Here is a 16,715-nt window from a genome sequence, read left to right as displayed (position 1 = left end):
CTGCGGCCGATACGTGAGGTTGTTGTGTCCCGATCCTTTTCCCGTCGACAAATCCTGGGTGGCCTGGCAGGCCTGGCCGTCGTGGGCGTCGGTGCCGGTGGCGCCTATCGCTACTGGCTGGGGAAAGTCGCCGAGGCGCAAGCGGGCCACGATTACGAGCTGATCGCCGCACCGTTGGACGTGGAACTGGTGCCCGGCCACAAGACCGAAGCCTGGGCGTTCGGCCCCTCGGCGCCAGGCACCGAGTTGCGGGTGCGCCAGGGCGAGTGGCTGCGGGTGCGTTTTATCAACCACCTGCCGGTCGCCACCACCATCCACTGGCACGGCATTCGCCTGCCGCTGGAAATGGACGGCGTGCCCTACGTCTCACAATTGCCGGTACTGCCCGGTGAATACTTCGACTACAAATTCCGCGTGCCCGACGCCGGCAGCTACTGGTATCACCCGCACGTGAACAGCAGCGAAGAACTCGGCCGTGGCCTGGTCGGCCCGCTGATTGTCGAAGAGCGCGAGCCCACCGGTTTCAAACACGAATGCACCTTGAGCCTGAAAAGCTGGCACGTGGACGAAGAGGGCGCATTCGTCGCCTTCAGTGTGCCCCGTGAAGCCGCGCGTGGCGGCACGGCCGGGCGGTTGTCGACCATCAATGGCGTGTCCCAGGCGGTGATAGACCTGCCTGCCGGGCAGATCACTCGTGTGCGCTTGCTCAACCTCGACAACACCCTGACGTATCGCCTCAACATCCCCGACGTTGAAGCGCAGATCTACGCACTGGACGGCAACCCTATAGAGCCGCGCCCCTTGGGCAAGGAATACTGGCTAGGCTCGGGCATGCGCATTTGCCTGGCGATCAAGGCACCGCCTGCCGGTGAAGAACTCTCCATCCGCAATGGCCCGGTGCGTCTGGGCACCTTCCGTTCAGTCGCCAATACCGACGCGCCGAGCGAATGGCCGCCAGCGCTGCCTGCCAACCCGATTGCCGAGCCGGACCTGGCCAATGCCGAGAAACTCAACTTCAATTTCGAGTGGGTCGGCAGCGTGTCGGTGGATGACGGCAAACCGCCGAGCCTGTGGCAGATCAACGGCAAGGCCTGGGACATCACCGACAAGACCTGCGCCGACCGCCCGATTGCCAAGCTCGAAAAGGGCAAGAGCTACATTTTCGAATTGAAGAACATGACCCAGTACCAGCACCCGATTCACCTGCACGGCATGAGTTTCAAGGTGATCGCCTCGAACCGCCACAAGGTGATCCCGTATTTCACCGACACCTACCTGCTCGGCAAAAACGAGCGTGCCCGCGTGGCGTTGGTGGCCGATAACCCAGGCGTGTGGATGTTTCACTGCCACGTGATCGACCATATGGAAACCGGCCTGATGGCCGCCATCGAGGTGGCGTGATGCGCCAGATTCGCCCCGCTGCGATTATCGACCGCAGCCGTGACCAGCACTTCATGCGCGAAGCCCTGGCCCTTGCCGCCCAAGGCGCCGTGCTGGGCGAAGTGCCTGTGGGCGCGGTGCTGGTGCAGGACGGTGAAATCATCGGCCGTGGTTTTAACTGCCCGATCAGCGGCAACGACCCCAGCGCCCATGCCGAAATGGTCGCCATCCGCGCCGCCGCACAGGCGATCAGTAACTATCGGCTGGTGGGCAGCACGCTGTATGTGACGCTGGAACCGTGCAGCATGTGCGCCGGGTTGATTGTGCATTCGCGCATCGCACGGGTGGTGTACGGCGCGCTCGAACCCAAGGCCGGGATTGTGCAAAGCCAGGGGCAGTTTTTTACCCAGGGCTTTTTGAATCACCGGGTGCTGTATGAAGGCGGGGTGTTGGCTGAAGAATGCGGCACGGTGCTAAGTGAATTCTTCAAGGCCCGCAGAGCTCGTCAGTGATCGTTCCCACGCTCCGCGTGGGAATGCCTCTTGTGACGCTCTGCGTCACGCTTTGGGACGCAGAGCGTCCCTGGCTGCATTCCCACGCGGAGCGTGGGAACGATCTGTCTGGGGCTACTTTTTGGCGATAATCACCGCCCGGATCGGCGCCGGCAGCCCTTCAATGGTCTTGCTGTGATCCTCCGGGTCCAGGAAATCACTCAGCGACTGATACTTCATCCACTCGGTGCCACGCTGTTCCTCAACCGTGGTCACGCTCACATCCACGCAACGCACATCGCTGAAGCCTGCGCGGCGCAGCCACAGCATCAGCGCCGGCACCGATGGCAGGAACCACACGTTGCGCATCTGTGCATAGCGGTCTTCCGGCACCAGCACCTGCTGCTGATCGCCGTCCACGACCAGGGTTTCCAGCACCAACTCGCCGCCTTTGACCAGGGTGTCCTTGAGCGCCAGCAGATGCTCGATCGGCGAACGGCGGTGATAAAACACGCCCATGGAAAACACCGTATCGAAGCCTTCCAGGTTCGACGGCAGGTCTTCAAACGGGAACGGCAAGTGCCAGGCCTTCGGTTCGGACAAGTAGCGCTGCACCGCCTGGAACTGGCAGAAAAACAGCCAGTTCGGGTCCACGCCAATCACGCTGTCGGCGCCCGCGCCGAGCATGCGCCACATGTAGTAGCCGTTGCCGCAACCCACATCGAGGATGCGCTTGCCCTTCAAATCCAGGTGCGGCGCCACCCGTGACCACTTCCAGTCCGAACGCCATTCGGTGTCCACGTGCACGCCGAACAGGTTGAACGGGCCTTTGCGCCACGGGCTCAGGCCCATCAGCGCGGTGTGCATTTGCGCGCGGGTAGCGTCGTCGCAATCGGTATCCAGCGTCAGGCCATTGAGCAAATCGACGTCGCTGGGCTGGATCTGCGGCAGTGCGTCCAGCGCACTCTGCCAGCGCTCCAGGTCGCCATGACCCTTTTCCATCTTGCTGTCGAGCTGCGCTTGCAGGCCCTGGGCCCACACGGCCAGAGGAGTGCCGACCAAGTGGCGGGCAAGGGGGGACAAATCAATCATGGCAAGGCAATCAACGAGGCAAAGTTAAGACACTGGAACCACGGCACGACTTTCGAGAACCCGGCCGCCAGCAGGCGTTCGCGGTGTTCTTCGAGGCTGTCGGGCTTCATGACGTTTTCGATGGCGCTGCGCTTCTGGGCAATTTCCAGTTCGCTGTAGCCGTTGGCGCGTTTGAAGGCGATATGCAGGTCGGTGAGCAGTGCGTGTTCTTCCGGATCGTTGAAACGCAGCTTTTCCGAGAGGATCAACGCCCCGCCTGGCAGCAGCGACTGGCGGATACGCCCGAGCAACGCCAGGCGTTGGTCGGGCGCGATAAATTGCAGGGTGAAGTTCAACGCCACCACCGACGCGGGCTGGAATTGCAGCGCGAGAATGTCGCCCTCGATCACCTCAACCGGCAGCAACTCCTGGAACATCGAATCCTGGCCGTTGAGGTATTCGCGGCAACGCTCGACCATGGCTGCGGAGTTATCCACCGCAATCACTCGGCAGCCGTCGGTGCGCACATGGCGACGCAAGGCTTGGGTCACTGCGCCAAGGGACGAACCGAGGTCGTAGAGCACGCTGCCCGGCTGGGCAAATTGCGCCGCGAGCACGCCGAGGTTCTCGACGATGGTCGGGTAACCCGGCACCGAGCGCTTGATCATGTCCGGGAACACCCGCACCACGTCCTCGTTAAAGGCGAAGTCCGGCACCTGGGGCAGGGGCTGGGCGAATAGGCGATCGGGTTCTTTGCTCACGGTTGTTCCGGCGACGAGGGGGGAAAGGCCGGCATTTTAGCCAAGTTGGCCCTCGTGTGCGCGGGTTGTCTGATGGAAAGCCGAGGCCGTGATGCCCCACTGGCCGAGCCAGTAGGTGATGATCAGCAAATACGGCGCCGCATCGAAGGCCAGCACAAACCGATTGATGCCGATCAGGGTGTCGGAAAACACAAACGACACTGCCCCCGCTGCCGCAAGCCAGGCCGAGCGTTTCGGCACCTCACTGCCCAGCCGCGCGAGTGCGCGCCAGAGCATGGCGCTGATCACCAGCGCGTAAACCACCACGGGCACCAGCAAGTCGCCCAGGCCGTGGGAAATCAGGATGCTCAACAAAATCGCGCCGACCGCCAGCGCCAAGACCAAGGGCAACACCGCCAGGCGGCGGCAATCGCTGAAATAGGCTTTCAAATACGCCAGGTGCGCAAACAGGAACGCGCCAAGGCCAAAGATAAACAGGTCACCCGGCCAGGCGAGCAGCACATCGCCGACCAGGGAAAAAATCAGCCCCAGGCTGATCCAGCGTCGATAGTCGGTGGGCGGCGCATCATGCAACCAGCCCAGCAGTGCCAGCACCGGCAGCGGTTTGACCAACAGGCACAACAAGGTGGCGTGGGTGGTCAGGCCATAGATAAAGGTGCCGGCGCCCATCAGCGCGAGGATCAGCCATGGCATATCAGTTCACCGTAATGGCGCAGTCGAAGGTTTCGGCTGGTTCGGCTTCCGGCTCCCAGGGTTGCTGGGACGTCAGGCGCAAACGGCCTTGACCCGCCGCGAAGGCCTGGAAGCGCCACGTCGACTGGCCGCCGCCGCCGATCACACCGGATTCGCTGCTGCTGTAAACCTCCGGGCTCAATGCGCGCAACACGCCGCCGGCAGAATCCTGGATGGCCCAGCGGTAGCCGGTGGTGGGGTTGCTCGGCAAGGTAAGGATCAGGTTTTGCCCGGTTTTAAGCTGGAGCGGGCAGGCGCTCTGGTTATCCACGCTGACGTTTTGCTTGGGGGCACTGGCGCATCCGGCCAGCAGGGCAAGGCTCAAGGGGAGAAACAGGCGGGCAGCGGTCATGGGGGCTCCGTTCATTCACGACGAAGGGCGAGCATAACCGAAGATGAGACAAGGTGTGACAAGCAGAAAACTGCTGCCGCTGTGGCGAGACGGCTTGTTGTGGCGAGCAGGCTTGCCCTGCGTTGGGCTGCGCAGCGGCCCCAATTAAAAAGACCCCATTCTTTCAGAAAGAATGAGGTCGTCAGTACTGGGGCTGCTGCGCAGCCCAACGCAGGGCAAGCCTGCTCGCCACAGGGGCCAGTTCGGCACTAGAGAACTATCAGAAAAGCACCTTCGCCACATCCGCAAAACGCTTGGCAAAGTGCACCGTCATGCCTTCCTTCAGGTAGTCCGGCAATTCCTCAAAGCTGCCACGGTTCGGCTCCGGCAAAATCAGCTCATGAATCTTCTGACGCCGCGCCGCAATCACCTTCTCGCGCACGCCGCCAATTGGCAGCACATGCCCGGTCAAGGTCAGCTCGCCGGTCATGGCCACGCCTTTTTTCGGCGGCTGGTTGCGCGCCAGCGACAGCAGCGCACTGGCCATGGTGACACCCGCGCTCGGGCCGTCTTTGGGTGTGGCGCCTTCCGGCACGTGCAGGTGCACGAAGGCTTCATCGAAGAACTTCGGGTCCCCGCCAAACGACTTCAGGTTTGAGCTGATGTAGCTGTAGGCAATCTCGGCGGACTCTTTCATCACTTCACCCAACTGCCCGGTGAGTTTGAAGCCGCGGTTGAGCGTATGGATGCGCGTCGCCTCAATCGGCAAGGTTGCGCCGCCCATGCTGGTCCAGGCCAGGCCGGTAATCACACCGGTGCCGGACAGCACTTGCTCGTTGCGGAACACCGGCATGCCCAATGAACTCTCCAGGTCCTTGTTGCCGATCTTGATCACCGAGGCCGGCTCATCCAGCAACTTGACCACCGCCTTGCGCACCAGTTTGCCCAGCTGTTTCTCCAGCTGACGCACCCCGGCTTCCCGCGCATAACCGTCGATCAAGGCACGCAGGGCGCCGTCGCTGATGCTCAGGCTGGTTTTCGCCACGCCGGCTTTTTCCAGCTGCTTGGGCCACAAGTGGCGCTTGGCAATGGCGACTTTTTCTTCGGTGATATAGCCCGACAGGCGAATCACTTCCATCCGGTCCAGCAATGGGCCGGGGATCGAGTCCAGGGTGTTGGCGGTGCACACGAACAGCACTTTGGACAGGTCCAGGCGCAGGTCCAGGTAGTGATCGAGGAATTCGACGTTCTGCTCAGGGTCCAGGGTTTCCAGCAGCGCCGACGCCGGGTCGCCCTGGAAGCTCTGGCCCATCTTGTCGATCTCGTCGAGCATGATCACCGGGTTCATCACTTCCACATCTTTAAGCGCCTGCACCAGCTTGCCCGGCAGGGCGCCGATGTAGGTGCGGCGATGGCCCTTGATTTCGGCCTCGTCGCGCATGCCGCCGACGCTGAAGCGGTAGAACGGCCGGCCCAGGGATTCGGCGATGGATTTACCCACACTGGTCTTGCCCACACCCGGTGGGCCCACCAACAGCACGATGGACCCGGCGACTTCGCCTTTATAGGCACCCACCGCGAGGAACTCGAGTATACGGCTCTTGATATCGTCCAGGCCCGCATGGTGCTTATCCAGCACCTTGCGTGCGTGTTTGAGGTCGAGTTTGTCCTCGCCATACACGCCCCACGGCACGGAAGTGGCCCAGTCCAGGTAGTTGCGCGTGACCGCGTATTCCGGCGAACCGGTTTCCAGGATCGACAGTTTGTTCATTTCTTCGCTGATGCGTTTCTGCGCCTGGGTCGGCAGCGTTTTGCCCACCAGGCGTTGCTCGAACTGTTCGACATCGGCGCTGCGGTCATCCTTGGTCAAACCCAGCTCTTGCTGGATGACCTTGAGTTGTTCCTTAAGGAAGAACTCTCGCTGATGCTCACCGATCTTGCGGTTCACCTCGGCGGAAATCTCTTTTTGCAGGCGCGCAACTTCAACTTCCTTGCGCAGCATCGGCAGCACTTTTTCCATGCGCTTGAGCATGGGCACGCAGTCCAGCACTTCCTGCAACTCGTTACCGGTGGCCGAGGTGAGCGCGGCGGCGAAGTCGGTGAGCGGCGACGGGTCGTTGGGGCTGAAGCGGTTGAGGTAGTTCTTCAACTCTTCGCTGTACAGCGGGTTGAGCGGCAGCAGTTCTTTGATCGCGTTGATCAGCGCCATGCCGTAGGCCTTGACCTCATCGGTCGGCTCGGTGGGCTGGTGCGGGTATTCGACTTCCACCAGGTACGGCGGGCGATGGTGCTTGAGCCAGGTCTTGATGCGCACGCGGGTCAGGCCCTGGGCGACAAATTGCAGCTTGCCGTTTTCGCGGCTGGCGTGGTGCACCTTCACCAGCGTGCCGTACAGCGGCAGGCTGGAGGTGTCGAAGTGGCGCGGGTCTTCGGGTGGCGTGTCCATGAAAAACAGCGCGAGCGAGTGGTGGTCGGATTTGCTCACCAGCTCCAGGGTTTCGGCCCACGGCTCTTCGTTGACGATGACCGGCAATACCTGCGCCGGGAAAAACGGCCGGTTGTGGATCGGGATGATATAGACCTTGTCCGGCAGGTTTTGCCCAGGCAGGGCCAGGCCGGTGTTGGACGAGGTTTCGTGTTCAGCGTTTTCGGGGTCGGCGTAATCGTTCAGGTCGATGTCCGGGAATTCTTGCTGGTCGCTCATGGGGCACCTGCATAAGGAAGTATGCAGGTTAGATGGGGCGGGGTGGCGGTGGTTTCAATGGTAGGCGTGAGATAGCAACATATTGCATGAAATTTCCGCCAGCACCGCTGAACCCATGTGGGAGCAGGCAAGCCAGCTCCCACATTTCAGATCGAGTGAAGTCAGCTGATTTTGTGCAGGTAGGCCGGCAGCGGCTGCTCCGGTAACACCGACAGCACCTTGAGCCGCTGCAACATCCGCTGCCGCGCCCGCTGCAAATGCTCGCGCAAATTCAGCGCCGCCGCGTCAAATGCCCCATGCAGCAACAACTCCAGAATCAGGCGATGTTCGGCGAGCATGGCCGGATCTGCGCCGATCCCCAGTAAACGGTAAAAAATACGACTGATGATCATCGGGCTCTGGCCCTGGCGGATCAGCGCGGCGATCTTGCGGTTTTGCAAGCCCGCCAGGCAGCGTTGGTGCAAGTCTTCTTCGATCTGCTCGATGGTTTCCAGGCTGCAGTGCGGGCTTTGCTGGGCGTCCAGCACGCGCTGCAACATCGCTTCGAGCAGCTCGCGGTCCAGGTTTGGCGCGCTCTGGCGCAGCGCCTCGGGTTCCAGGCAGGCGCGCAATTCGTAGTCTTCGGTGACTTCCCGTGCGGTCAATGGCCCGGCCAGCCACTGGGAGTAGGGTTCTTTTTCCACCAGGCCACGGTCGCGCAGGCGCATCAGCGCTTCACGCACCACGGCGCGGCTGACGCCGTAGTGGTCGGCGGCGGCTTGCTCGTCCAGGCGGTAATGGCCAAAAGCGATGCAGGTGGACAGCGCCGCGCCGATTTCCTCGACGATCCGCTCACCCAGCGGCCGCGTATCCACCCACTCAGCCTCGCCATCAAGGCCCAGATGCGCCTGGCTCAGGGGCAAGCGCAGCGGCTCCATGGCCAGGCCTTTGGGGTTGATCAAGTAACCCCGGCCATTGAAGCGGCAGATCAGGCCCTCATCATGCAGCAGGTCCAGAGCCTTGCGCACCGGCACGCGGCTGGTACCGAACAGTTCGGCCAAGGGCGCTTCCAGCAGCACCAGCCCATTGCGCGCGGTGCCGTTGACGATCGCGTTACGCAACAGCTGGTGAATCATCGCGTAACGGGAGGCCGAGGCGGACACTGCTTTCATCGTGTTCTCTTGGGCGTGTAGGAAAGTGGCCGGGGATTCTCTCATAGATGAGCCTGTCACTCCGCGCCACAGTGATGGCACTTTTTTGGGGCCGGAAGGAGAAAAACGTTACTTTTCGCACAAAAATGTATTTATTAATAAAAGATACATTATTTCAATTGTGACTAGTCGCATCACTCACCTCACTTTTTTTTGCAAAGCGCAAAACCATCTATCCTGCAGTTGTTGGCGATAAACCTTACGAGCACGACAACACACTTAAAGAGATTGGCACGAAATCTGCCTTTGTAAAATGTACATTTTATTAATATGTACGTTTTATGGGGGTCATCTCAATGTCAGACGCCACCTCAATGGCCCAGGACTTTGCCAGCGGTCGCAACGACCCGGTGCAGGCGCTGGAACAGGCACTCGTCCACGCGAGCATGGCGCCCAGTGTGTTTATTTCCCTGACCGCCCAGCGCGCACGCCGTGAGGCCGAGGCGGCAGCCGCGCGCTGGCGTGCCGGCCAGCCCTTAAGCTTATTCGACGGCGTGCCACTGGCCTGGAAGGATTTGTTCGACGTGGCCGGCAGCATCACCACCGCAGGCGCTGCCTATCGCCGCAACGCTGCGCCGGCCTTGATCGATGCGCCCAGTGTGGGGCTGTTGTGCCGCGCCGGAATGGTCAGCATCGGCAAGACTAACCTCAGCGAACTGGCGTATTCCGGGCTGGGCCTGAACCCGCATTTCGGCACGCCCCATAACCCCAGTGGCAGCGATCAACCGCGTATCCCCGGCGGCTCATCGTCGGGCTCGGCGGTCGCGGTGGCGGCGGGGATCGTGCCCATCGCCATGGGCACCGACACAGCCGGCTCGATTCGCATCCCCGCGGCGCTCAATGGCGTGGTGGGCTATCGCAGCAGCTGTCGACGCTACAGCCGCGACGGCGTATTCCCGCTGGCACACACCCTCGACAGCCTCGGCCCGCTGACCCGCAGCGTGCGCGATGCGCTGGTCATCGACGACCTGCTCAACGGCCGCACGCAACAGCACGTCGCCCGTAGCCTCAAGGGCCAGCGTTTTGTGCTTGAGCAAGGCGCGCTGGAAGACATCGAGCCTGCCGTGCGCAATAACCTGCTGCGCGCGGTGGACCAGCTCAAGGCCGCCGGCGGGCTGATCGAGGTGCGCGCATCAGCCACCTTCCAGGCCACCCTCAACCTGATCAAGCAGGACGGCTGGCTCGGCTCATTCGAAGCCTTTGCCCTGCACGAAAACCTGTTGGACAGCAGCGATGCCGAGCAACTCGACCCGCGTGTACGCCGGCGCCTGGAGGCCGCACGTGAATTGCCCGCCAGCCAATTGCTGCACCTGATCGACGCGCGCCGCCGCTTGCAACTCCAACTGGTCGATGAGCTCGACGGTGCCGTTCTCATTACCCCGACGGTCGCCCATGTCGCCCCGGCGCTGGCACCGCTGCAAGCCGACGACGAGCTGTTCGTTAAAACCAACCTCGCCACCTTGCGCCTGACCATGCCCGGCAGTTTGCTCGACATGCCTGGCGTCAGCCTGCCCAGCGGCCGTGATGCCCTGGGCTTGCCCACCGGCCTGCTGCTCAGCGTGCCGAGTGGCGAAGACGCGCGCCTGCTCAGGGCCGCGTTGGCGGTCGAAACCACCCTGAATTTTTAAGGAGACATACCATGGCTAAAGACATTCTCTGTGCATTTGGCGTCGACGTAGACGCCGTCGCCGGCTGGCTCGGCTCCTACGGCGGTGAAGACTCGCCGGACGACATCTCCCGCGGCCTGTTCGCGGGTGAAATCGGCGCGCCGCGCCTGCTCAAACTGTTCGAGCGCTACGGCCTGCGCACCACCTGGTTTATCCCCGGCCACTCGATGGAAACCTTCCCCGAGCAGATGAAGGCGGTGGCCGATGCCGGTCACGAAATCGGCGTGCACGGCTACAGCCACGAAAACCCGATTGCAATGACCGCCGAACAGGAAGAAATCGTCCTCGATAAATCCATCGAGCTGATCACCCAAGTCACCGGTAAACGCCCGACCGGTTATGTCGCGCCCTGGTGGGAATTCAGCAAGGTCACCAACGAGCTGCTGCTGAAAAAAGGCATCAAGTACGACCACAGCCTGATGCACAACGACTTCCACCCGTACTACGTGCGCAAGGGTGACAGCTGGACCAAGATCGATTACAGCCAGCACCCGGATACCTGGATGAAACCTTTAGTGCGCGGCGAAGAAACCGACCTGGTGGAAATCCCGGCCAACTGGTACCTCGACGACCTGCCGCCGATGATGTTCATCAAAAAAGCCCCCAACAGCCACGGCTTCGTCAACCCGCGTCACCTGGAAGAGATGTGGCGCGACCAGTTCGACTGGGTCTACCGCGAACACGAACACGCGGTGTTCACCATCACCATCCACCCCGACGTGTCCGGCCGCCCGCAAGTGCTGTTGATGCTCGAGCGCCTGATCGAACACATCCAGAGCCATGCCGGCGTGCGCTTCGTCACCTTTGACGAAATTGCCGACGACTTTATCCGCCGCCAACCGCGTACCTGACCCCTTTGCCCATCCCCCCGAGGCGCGATTATGTCCATCTATAACAAGCTTGACCTGACTGGCTGGAAACCCCGGCAACTGACGTCCCGGGAGGTACGCTTTGCCACCTGGATCGCGTTTTTCGCCTGGGTGTTTGCGGTGTATGACTTCATTCTGTTCGGCACCTTGCTGCCGGAGATCGGCCGGCACTTTGGCTGGGGTGAAGTGGAGCAAGCTGAAATCGCAACATGGGTGGCGGTGGGCACGGCGGTGGTCGCCTTTGCGATTGGCCCGGTTGTGGACAAGTTGGGCCGGCGCAAAGGCATTATTTTTACCGTGGCAGGTTCCGCACTGTGCTCGGCGCTCACCGCGATTGGCGGTGCGTGGGGCAAGTCGCCGCTGATTCTGATTCGTTCGCTGGGCGGCCTGGGCTATGCCGAGGAAACCGTCAACGCCACCTACCTGAGCGAGTTGTACGGCGCCTCGGAAGACCCGCGACTGACCAAGCGCCGTGGGTTTATCTACAGCCTGGTGCAGGGCGGCTGGCCAGTGGGCGCGTTGATCGCGGCCGGGTTGACCGCGCTGTTGCTGCCGATTATCGGCTGGCAGGGCTGCTTCATCTTTGCAGCGATCCCGGCCATCGTGATCGCGATCATGGCGCGCAAGCTCAAGGAGAGCCCGCAGTTCCAGATCCATCAGCGCATCAGCGAACTGCGAAAAAGCGGCGCGGTAAAAGAAGCGCAAAACGTCGCCGTGACCTACGGCGTCGATTACGACGAACACAGCAAGGCTGGCCTTAAAGCCGCCTTCCGTGGGCCGGCCCGGCGCGCCACATTGGTCATCGGCGCCGCGCTGTTGCTCAACTGGGCAGCCATCCAGGTGTTCAGTGTGCTCGGCACCTCGGTGATCGTCAGCGTGCACCATATTTCGTTCGAAAACTCGCTGATCATCCTCGTGCTCTCCAACCTGGTGGGCTACTGCGGTTACCTGACCCACGGCTGGATGGGCGACAAGATCGGCCGCCGCAACGTTATCGGCCTGGGCTGGATGCTCGGCGGCCTGGCGTTTGCCGGGATGCTGTTTGGCCCAAGCAATATGCCGATGGTGGTGGGGCTGTACAGCCTGGGCCTGTTCTTCCTGATCGGGCCGTACTCGGCGGCGTTGTTCTTTATCAGCGAGAGTTTCCCGACCAGCATCCGTGCCACCGGCGGCGCGATCATCCATGCCATGGGGCCTATTGGTGCAGTGGTCGCAGGGTTTGGCGCCACCCAGGTGTTGTCCGCCGGCAGTGATTGGCAGACCGCCGCGCTGTGGTTCGGCGCACTGCCGTGCTTCTTGTCCGGCGCGCTGATGTTTGCCGCCCGCCATGTGCGCCCGGAAACCGTTCAGTAAGGAGTGTTAGATGAGCCGTAAAGTTGCCTTGATTACCGGTGCCGCCAGCGGCATCGGTCAAGCCCTTGCCGTGGCGTATGCGCGCAGCGGCGTGGTGGTGGTTGGCGGGTATTTCCCGGCCGATCCCCATGACCCACATACCACCGTGGCCCTGGTGAAAGACGCCGGCGGCGAATGCCTGATGTTGCCGCTGGACGTGGGCAATAGTGCCTCGGTCGACGCCCTGGCCGAGGCCGCCGTGCAGCACTTCGGCCGCCTCGATTACGCCGTGGCCAACGCCGGCTTGCTGCGCCGTGCGCCGTTGCTGGAGATGACCGATGAGCTGTGGGACGAGATGCTCAATGTCGACCTGACGGGGGTGATGCGCACCTTTCGCGCGGCAAGCCGGCACATGAAAGAGGGCGGCGCGCTGGTGGCGATTTCATCGATTGCCGGCGGTGTGTATGGCTGGCAGGAGCATAGCCATTATGCAGCAGCGAAGGCGGGTGTGCCGGGGTTGTGCCGTTCGCTGGCGGTGGAGTTGGCGGCGCTGGGCATTCGCTGCAATGCGGTGATTCCGGGGTTGATCGAGACGCCGCAGTCGCTGGATGCGAAGAACTCTTTGGGGCCTGAAGGCTTGGCCAAGGCCGCACGGGCGATTCCGTTGGGGCGGGTAGGGCGGGCGGATGAGGTGGCGTCGCTGGTGCAGTTTTTGACCAGTGAGGCGTCGAGCTATTTGACTGGCCAAAGCATCGTCATCGACGGTGGTTTAACTGTGCGCTGGCCCGACTGACGGTACTCGATCTAAACATGTGGGAGCTGGCTTGCCTGCGATAGCGGTGGGTCAGCAACACATGTATTGACTGACCCACCGCTATCGCAGGCGAGCCAGCTCCCACAGGGGATGGTGTTCAACTGGAGGTTTTGCATGAATCAACTCACTCACCGTCGTGCCGTGATCACCGGCGCCGGCAGCGGCATCGGTGCCGCCATCGCCCGTGCCTACGCCGCCGAGGGCGCACGCTTGCTGCTGGCCGACCGTAACGCCGCCAGCCTCGCCGAAACCGCGATCACCTGCCGCAACCTCGGTGCCGAGGTGGTCGAATGCCTGGCCGATGTCGGCAGCGTTGAAGGCGCCCAGGCCAGTGTCGACCGTTGCGTCGAGCACTTCGGCGGCATCGATATTCTGGTCAACAATGCCGGCATGCTCACCCAGGCACGCTGCGTCGACCTCTCCATCGAGATGTGGAACGACATGCTGCGCGTCGACCTCACCAGTGTGTTTGTCGCCAGCCAGCGCGCCTTGCCGCACATGCTCGCGCAGCGCTGGGGCCGCATCATCAATGTGGCCTCGCAACTGGGCATCAAGGGCGGCGCCGAGTTGACCCACTACGCGGCAGCCAAGGCCGGCGTGATCGGCTTCACCAAATCCCTGGCGCTGGAAGTGGCCAAGGACAACGTGCTGGTCAATGCCATCGCACCCGGCCCGATCGAGACGCCGTTGGTGGGCGGCATCAGCGCAGACTGGAAGCGCGCCAAAGCCGCCGAGTTGCCCCTGGGCCGCTTCGGCCTGGCCGATGAGGTGGCGCCGACCGCCGTGCTGCTCGCCAGCGAGCCGGGTGGCAACCTGTTTGTCGGCCAGACACTCGGCCCTAACTCCGGCGATGTCATGCCATGAGTGAGGTGTAAACATGTGCGGACTCTGCGGCTTGCTCGGTGAAGACTTGCACTGGAGCGACCCCTTGGGCGATGAGCTGCCCAGGCGCCGCGAGCGCCTGCGCCGCATTGCGGCGATCAATCAGGTGCTGGCGGTGTTCCGGCTCAAGGTCGAAGACTTCCAGGGTGCGTCCTACCTGTTGTTGGGCGCTACCGGCAAACAGGCGCTGGCGAGTGGCCTGGATCAACTCTGGCAGGCGGCGGAGAGCATGCTAGGTCGCCCGTTGGACCCGCTTGACCCCCGTGTGCTCGATCATCTGGAGTCGTCATGAGCCTTGCCCTTAATGTCATCACCGGCTTCCTCGGCAGTGGCAAAACCACGCTGCTCAAGCGTTTGCTGCAAGGCGAAAGCCTCGGTGATACCGCGCTGTTGATCAATGAGTTCGGCGATATCGGTATCGACCATCTGTTGGTGGAAGAGGTCGCGCCAGACACCGTGCTGCTGCCCAGCGGCTGCGTATGCTGCTCGATTCGCGGCGAATTGAAAGACGCGCTGCTCGGCCTGTTGCAACGCCGTGAGCGCGGTGAGATCCCGGCCTTCAAACGCGTGATCCTGGAAACCACCGGCCTGGCCGACCCGGCACCGATCCTCGCGACATTAAACAACGACGTGCAACTGCGTGGGCGTTTTCACATTGGCCTGGTGATCACCTTGGTCGATGCCAGCCACGCCGAACTGCAGGAGCGCCTGCACCCGGAATGGCTGGCCCAGGTGGCGGCGGCGGATCGATTGCTGCTGAGCAAAACCGACCTGGCCGGCGATTGCACCGCGCTCCGTGCGCATTTGCAGGCGCTGAATGCCGGTACGCCGATCCTTGATACCCAGGCGGTTCACAGTGGCGACCAACTGTTGCTCGGCGAAGGTTTGCGCAGCGCCGAACCCGCGGCGGAAGTCAGCCGCTGGCAACTGCACCGCACCACCACGGCAAGCCACGGCGATGCCCAGGTGTGCTGCCTGACGTTCGAGCAGCCGCTGGATTGGGTGGGCTTCGGGGTGTGGTTGTCGATGCTGTTAAGATGCCACGGCGAACGAATCCTTCGCGTCAAAGGACTGCTCAACGTGAATGCCAGCTCGGCCCCTATCGTCATTCATGGCGTGCAGCATTGCCTGCATGCTCCGGTGCATTTGCCTGCATGGCCAGGCACCGACCGCCAGTCACGCCTGGTGTTTATCCTGCGTGGCCTCGACCCGGCGCTGTTGCGACGCTCGTTTGAGGTGTTCTCGCGGCGGTTTGCGGGATGATCACACTGCGTGTCCTTGGTACTTCCGTGACCTTGCTGGAATGCCTGCGCGTGCGCGCCGAACAGGAGCTGGGCATCCGCCTGGTGTACCAGGTACATGATGTGGCGCAGGCCCAGCGCATTGCGGTGATGCAACCCGAAAGTTACGACCTGTACGACCAGTGGTTCCACAACGTCGACTTCGTGTGGCCGGCGCGGGCGATCCAGCCCATCGACACACGGCGTATTGCGTTGTGGCATGAGATCAATGACCTGCCCAAGCGCGGCCGGCTGTCGGCCAGCGACCGCCTGGGCAGCGGCAGCGTGCCCAGTGAGCGCCTGTTCGTGCAGCACGACGGCAGCCTCGGCAGCACAGTGACCGAGCGCATCAGCATGCTGCCGCTGACCCACAATGCCGACAGTTTTGCCTACCGTCCCGAGCGTTTGCCCGACGGCTTCAGCCACGGCAATGAAAGCTGGGGCTGGCTGCTCGACCCGGCCTGGCGCGCGCGTACCGCGTTGCAAAGTGACGCGGCGATTGGCGCGCTGGATGCGGCGCTGGCCGTGCAGGGCGCGGGGCTGGCGCGGTTCAAGGACATCGGCAACATGAGCATCGAAGAGATCGATGTGCTGGCCGACATCCTGGTGCGCAAGCAGAAGGAAGGGCACTTCGCCGCGTTCTGGTCCGATGATGAAGAAGCCGCGCAGTTGATGCTCAGCCCGAGCATCGATATCCAGAGCCTGTGGTCGCCGACCTTGATGCGCCTGCACCGTGCGGGTGTGAAGTACCGCTTGGCGGTGCCGCGTGAAGGCTATCGCGCCTGGTTTGGCGGCTTGTCGTTGTCGCGTCATGCCCAGGGCCCGGTGCTGGATGCGGCGTATGCCTATCTCAATTGGTGGTTGTCCGGCTGGCCGGGCGCGATGATGGCCCGCCAGGGTTACTACATCGGCAACCCGGCGCGCACCCGCGACCATTTGAGCAGTGCCGAGTGGGATTACTGGTACGCCGGCCTGCCGGCCCGCGAGGAGTTGCTTGGCAGTGACGGGTTGCCGTTGATCGACATCGGTGAGGTGCGTGATGGCGGCTCCTACGAGCAACGCATGGGGCATATCGCGGTGTGGAACTCGGTGATGGATGAGCACAACTACCTGGTGCGCCGCTGGGGCGACTTTATGCGCGCCCGCAGCGTTTAAGCCGGATCGTTCCCACGCTCCGCGTGGGAATGCAGCCTCGGACGCTCCGCGTCCCA

Annotated in this window: 16 protein-coding genes; 10 read left to right on the top strand and 6 right to left on the bottom strand. The window is 62.5% G+C overall.

Going from position 1 to position 16,715, the window contains the following annotated elements:
* The first annotated feature begins 24 nt into the window (after positions 1 to 24).
* Entirely contained in the window at positions 25 to 1,401 is a 1,377-nt protein-coding gene (locus ASE80_RS10690) for a multicopper oxidase family protein (protein WP_111452779.1), read from the top strand.
* Positions 1,401 to 1,892 carry a tRNA adenosine(34) deaminase TadA gene (gene tadA / locus ASE80_RS10685; protein WP_056858883.1) on the top strand — a complete coding sequence of 164 codons (492 nt, stop codon included), beginning with the start codon at positions 1,401 to 1,403 and terminating at the stop codon, positions 1,890 to 1,892. Before ASE80_RS10690 ends, tadA begins: the two co-directional genes overlap by 1 nt.
* A 114-nt stretch (positions 1,893 to 2,006) precedes the next feature.
* On the opposite strand, the gene cmoB is transcribed toward tadA, so the two are convergent.
* From cmoB to ASE80_RS10655, 6 genes are all read right to left on the bottom strand, one after another.
* The gene (gene cmoB / locus ASE80_RS10680; RefSeq protein WP_056858882.1) at positions 2,007 to 2,963 is read right to left on the bottom strand and encodes a tRNA 5-methoxyuridine(34)/uridine 5-oxyacetic acid(34) synthase CmoB; all 957 of its coding nucleotides are present in this window, start codon (positions 2,961 to 2,963) and stop codon (positions 2,007 to 2,009) included.
* Entirely contained in the window at positions 2,960 to 3,703 is a 744-nt protein-coding gene (gene cmoA, locus ASE80_RS10675; RefSeq protein ID WP_056858881.1) for a carboxy-S-adenosyl-L-methionine synthase CmoA, read from the bottom strand. The genes cmoB and cmoA overlap by 4 nt, the downstream gene beginning before the upstream one ends.
* Positions 3,704 to 3,739: 36 nt before the next feature.
* Entirely contained in the window at positions 3,740 to 4,396 is a 657-nt protein-coding gene (locus ASE80_RS10670; RefSeq protein ID WP_056858880.1) for a lysoplasmalogenase, read from the bottom strand.
* 1 nt (position 4,397) lies between these two features.
* Positions 4,398 to 4,787, bottom strand: a complete 390-nt coding sequence (locus ASE80_RS10665; RefSeq protein ID WP_056858879.1) for a protease inhibitor I42 family protein — start codon at positions 4,785 to 4,787, stop codon at positions 4,398 to 4,400.
* Between the two features lie 259 nt (positions 4,788 to 5,046).
* Positions 5,047 to 7,470, bottom strand: coding sequence for an endopeptidase La (gene lon / locus ASE80_RS10660; protein WP_056858878.1), 2,424 nt, complete (start codon positions 7,468 to 7,470; stop codon positions 5,047 to 5,049).
* A 161-nt stretch (positions 7,471 to 7,631) separates the two neighbouring features.
* The gene (locus tag ASE80_RS10655; RefSeq protein ID WP_056858877.1) at positions 7,632 to 8,621 is read right to left on the bottom strand and encodes a GntR family transcriptional regulator; all 990 of its coding nucleotides are present in this window, start codon (positions 8,619 to 8,621) and stop codon (positions 7,632 to 7,634) included.
* Between the two features lie 335 nt (positions 8,622 to 8,956).
* On the opposite strand from ASE80_RS10655, the gene ASE80_RS10650 reads away from it, so the two are divergent.
* The 8 genes from ASE80_RS10650 (at position 8,957) to ASE80_RS10615 (ending at position 16,659) form a co-directional block, all read left to right on the top strand.
* Positions 8,957 to 10,288, top strand: a complete 1,332-nt coding sequence (locus tag ASE80_RS10650; RefSeq protein WP_056858876.1) for an amidase — start codon at positions 8,957 to 8,959, stop codon at positions 10,286 to 10,288.
* A gap of 11 nt (positions 10,289 to 10,299) precedes the next feature.
* Complete coding sequence (locus tag ASE80_RS10645) at positions 10,300 to 11,178, top strand: polysaccharide deacetylase family protein (RefSeq protein WP_056858875.1); 879 nt, start codon at positions 10,300 to 10,302, stop codon at positions 11,176 to 11,178.
* A gap of 30 nt (positions 11,179 to 11,208) precedes the next feature.
* Entirely contained in the window at positions 11,209 to 12,549 is a 1,341-nt protein-coding gene (locus ASE80_RS10640; RefSeq protein ID WP_056858874.1) for an MFS transporter, read from the top strand.
* Between the two features lie 10 nt (positions 12,550 to 12,559).
* On the top strand, positions 12,560 to 13,321 hold the full coding sequence (locus ASE80_RS10635) for an SDR family NAD(P)-dependent oxidoreductase (RefSeq protein ID WP_056858873.1): 762 nt from the start codon (positions 12,560 to 12,562) through the stop codon (positions 13,319 to 13,321).
* Positions 13,322 to 13,456: 135 nt separating this feature from the next.
* Positions 13,457 to 14,206, top strand: coding sequence for an SDR family NAD(P)-dependent oxidoreductase (locus tag ASE80_RS10630; RefSeq protein WP_056858872.1), 750 nt, complete (start codon positions 13,457 to 13,459; stop codon positions 14,204 to 14,206).
* A 13-nt stretch (positions 14,207 to 14,219) separates the two neighbouring features.
* On the top strand, positions 14,220 to 14,516 hold the full coding sequence (locus tag ASE80_RS10625) for a hypothetical protein (protein WP_056858871.1): 297 nt from the start codon (positions 14,220 to 14,222) through the stop codon (positions 14,514 to 14,516).
* On the top strand, positions 14,513 to 15,487 hold the full coding sequence (locus tag ASE80_RS10620; RefSeq protein WP_056858870.1) for a CobW family GTP-binding protein: 975 nt from the start codon (positions 14,513 to 14,515) through the stop codon (positions 15,485 to 15,487). The genes ASE80_RS10625 and ASE80_RS10620 overlap by 4 nt, the downstream gene beginning before the upstream one ends.
* Complete coding sequence (locus ASE80_RS10615; protein WP_056858869.1) at positions 15,484 to 16,659, top strand: ABC transporter substrate-binding protein; 1,176 nt, start codon at positions 15,484 to 15,486, stop codon at positions 16,657 to 16,659. The genes ASE80_RS10620 and ASE80_RS10615 overlap by 4 nt, the downstream gene beginning before the upstream one ends.
* Positions 16,660 to 16,715 lie beyond the last annotated feature (56 nt).

This window comes from Pseudomonas sp. Leaf15 (assembly GCF_001421425.1).
GTDB classification, from domain to species: domain Bacteria; phylum Pseudomonadota; class Gammaproteobacteria; order Pseudomonadales; family Pseudomonadaceae; genus Aquipseudomonas; species Aquipseudomonas salomonii.
This window is presented reverse-complemented; position numbering and strand designations above follow the sequence as displayed.

Excerpts from the sequence above, each read along its gene's own strand:
- tadA (WP_056858883.1), top strand. The coding sequence starts at position 1,401 with ATGCGCCAGATTCGCCCCGCTGCGATTATCGACCGCAGCCGTGACCAG.
- cmoB (WP_056858882.1), bottom strand. The coding sequence starts at position 2,963 with ATGATTGATTTGTCCCCCCTTGCCCGCCACTTGGTCGGCACTCCTCTG.
- ASE80_RS10670 (WP_056858880.1), bottom strand. The coding sequence starts at position 4,396 with ATGCCATGGCTGATCCTCGCGCTGATGGGCGCCGGCACCTTTATCTAT.
- ASE80_RS10665 (WP_056858879.1), bottom strand. The coding sequence starts at position 4,787 with ATGACCGCTGCCCGCCTGTTTCTCCCCTTGAGCCTTGCCCTGCTGGCC.
- lon (WP_056858878.1), bottom strand. The coding sequence starts at position 7,470 with ATGAGCGACCAGCAAGAATTCCCGGACATCGACCTGAACGATTACGCC.
- ASE80_RS10655 (WP_056858877.1), bottom strand. The coding sequence starts at position 8,621 with ATGAAAGCAGTGTCCGCCTCGGCCTCCCGTTACGCGATGATTCACCAG.
- ASE80_RS10650 (WP_056858876.1), top strand. The coding sequence starts at position 8,957 with ATGTCAGACGCCACCTCAATGGCCCAGGACTTTGCCAGCGGTCGCAAC.
- ASE80_RS10645 (WP_056858875.1), top strand. The coding sequence starts at position 10,300 with ATGGCTAAAGACATTCTCTGTGCATTTGGCGTCGACGTAGACGCCGTC.
- ASE80_RS10640 (WP_056858874.1), top strand. The coding sequence starts at position 11,209 with ATGTCCATCTATAACAAGCTTGACCTGACTGGCTGGAAACCCCGGCAA.
- ASE80_RS10635 (WP_056858873.1), top strand. The coding sequence starts at position 12,560 with ATGAGCCGTAAAGTTGCCTTGATTACCGGTGCCGCCAGCGGCATCGGT.
- ASE80_RS10630 (WP_056858872.1), top strand. The coding sequence starts at position 13,457 with ATGAATCAACTCACTCACCGTCGTGCCGTGATCACCGGCGCCGGCAGC.
- ASE80_RS10625 (WP_056858871.1), top strand. The coding sequence starts at position 14,220 with ATGTGCGGACTCTGCGGCTTGCTCGGTGAAGACTTGCACTGGAGCGAC.
- ASE80_RS10620 (WP_056858870.1), top strand. The coding sequence starts at position 14,513 with ATGAGCCTTGCCCTTAATGTCATCACCGGCTTCCTCGGCAGTGGCAAA.
- ASE80_RS10615 (WP_056858869.1), top strand. The coding sequence starts at position 15,484 with ATGATCACACTGCGTGTCCTTGGTACTTCCGTGACCTTGCTGGAATGC.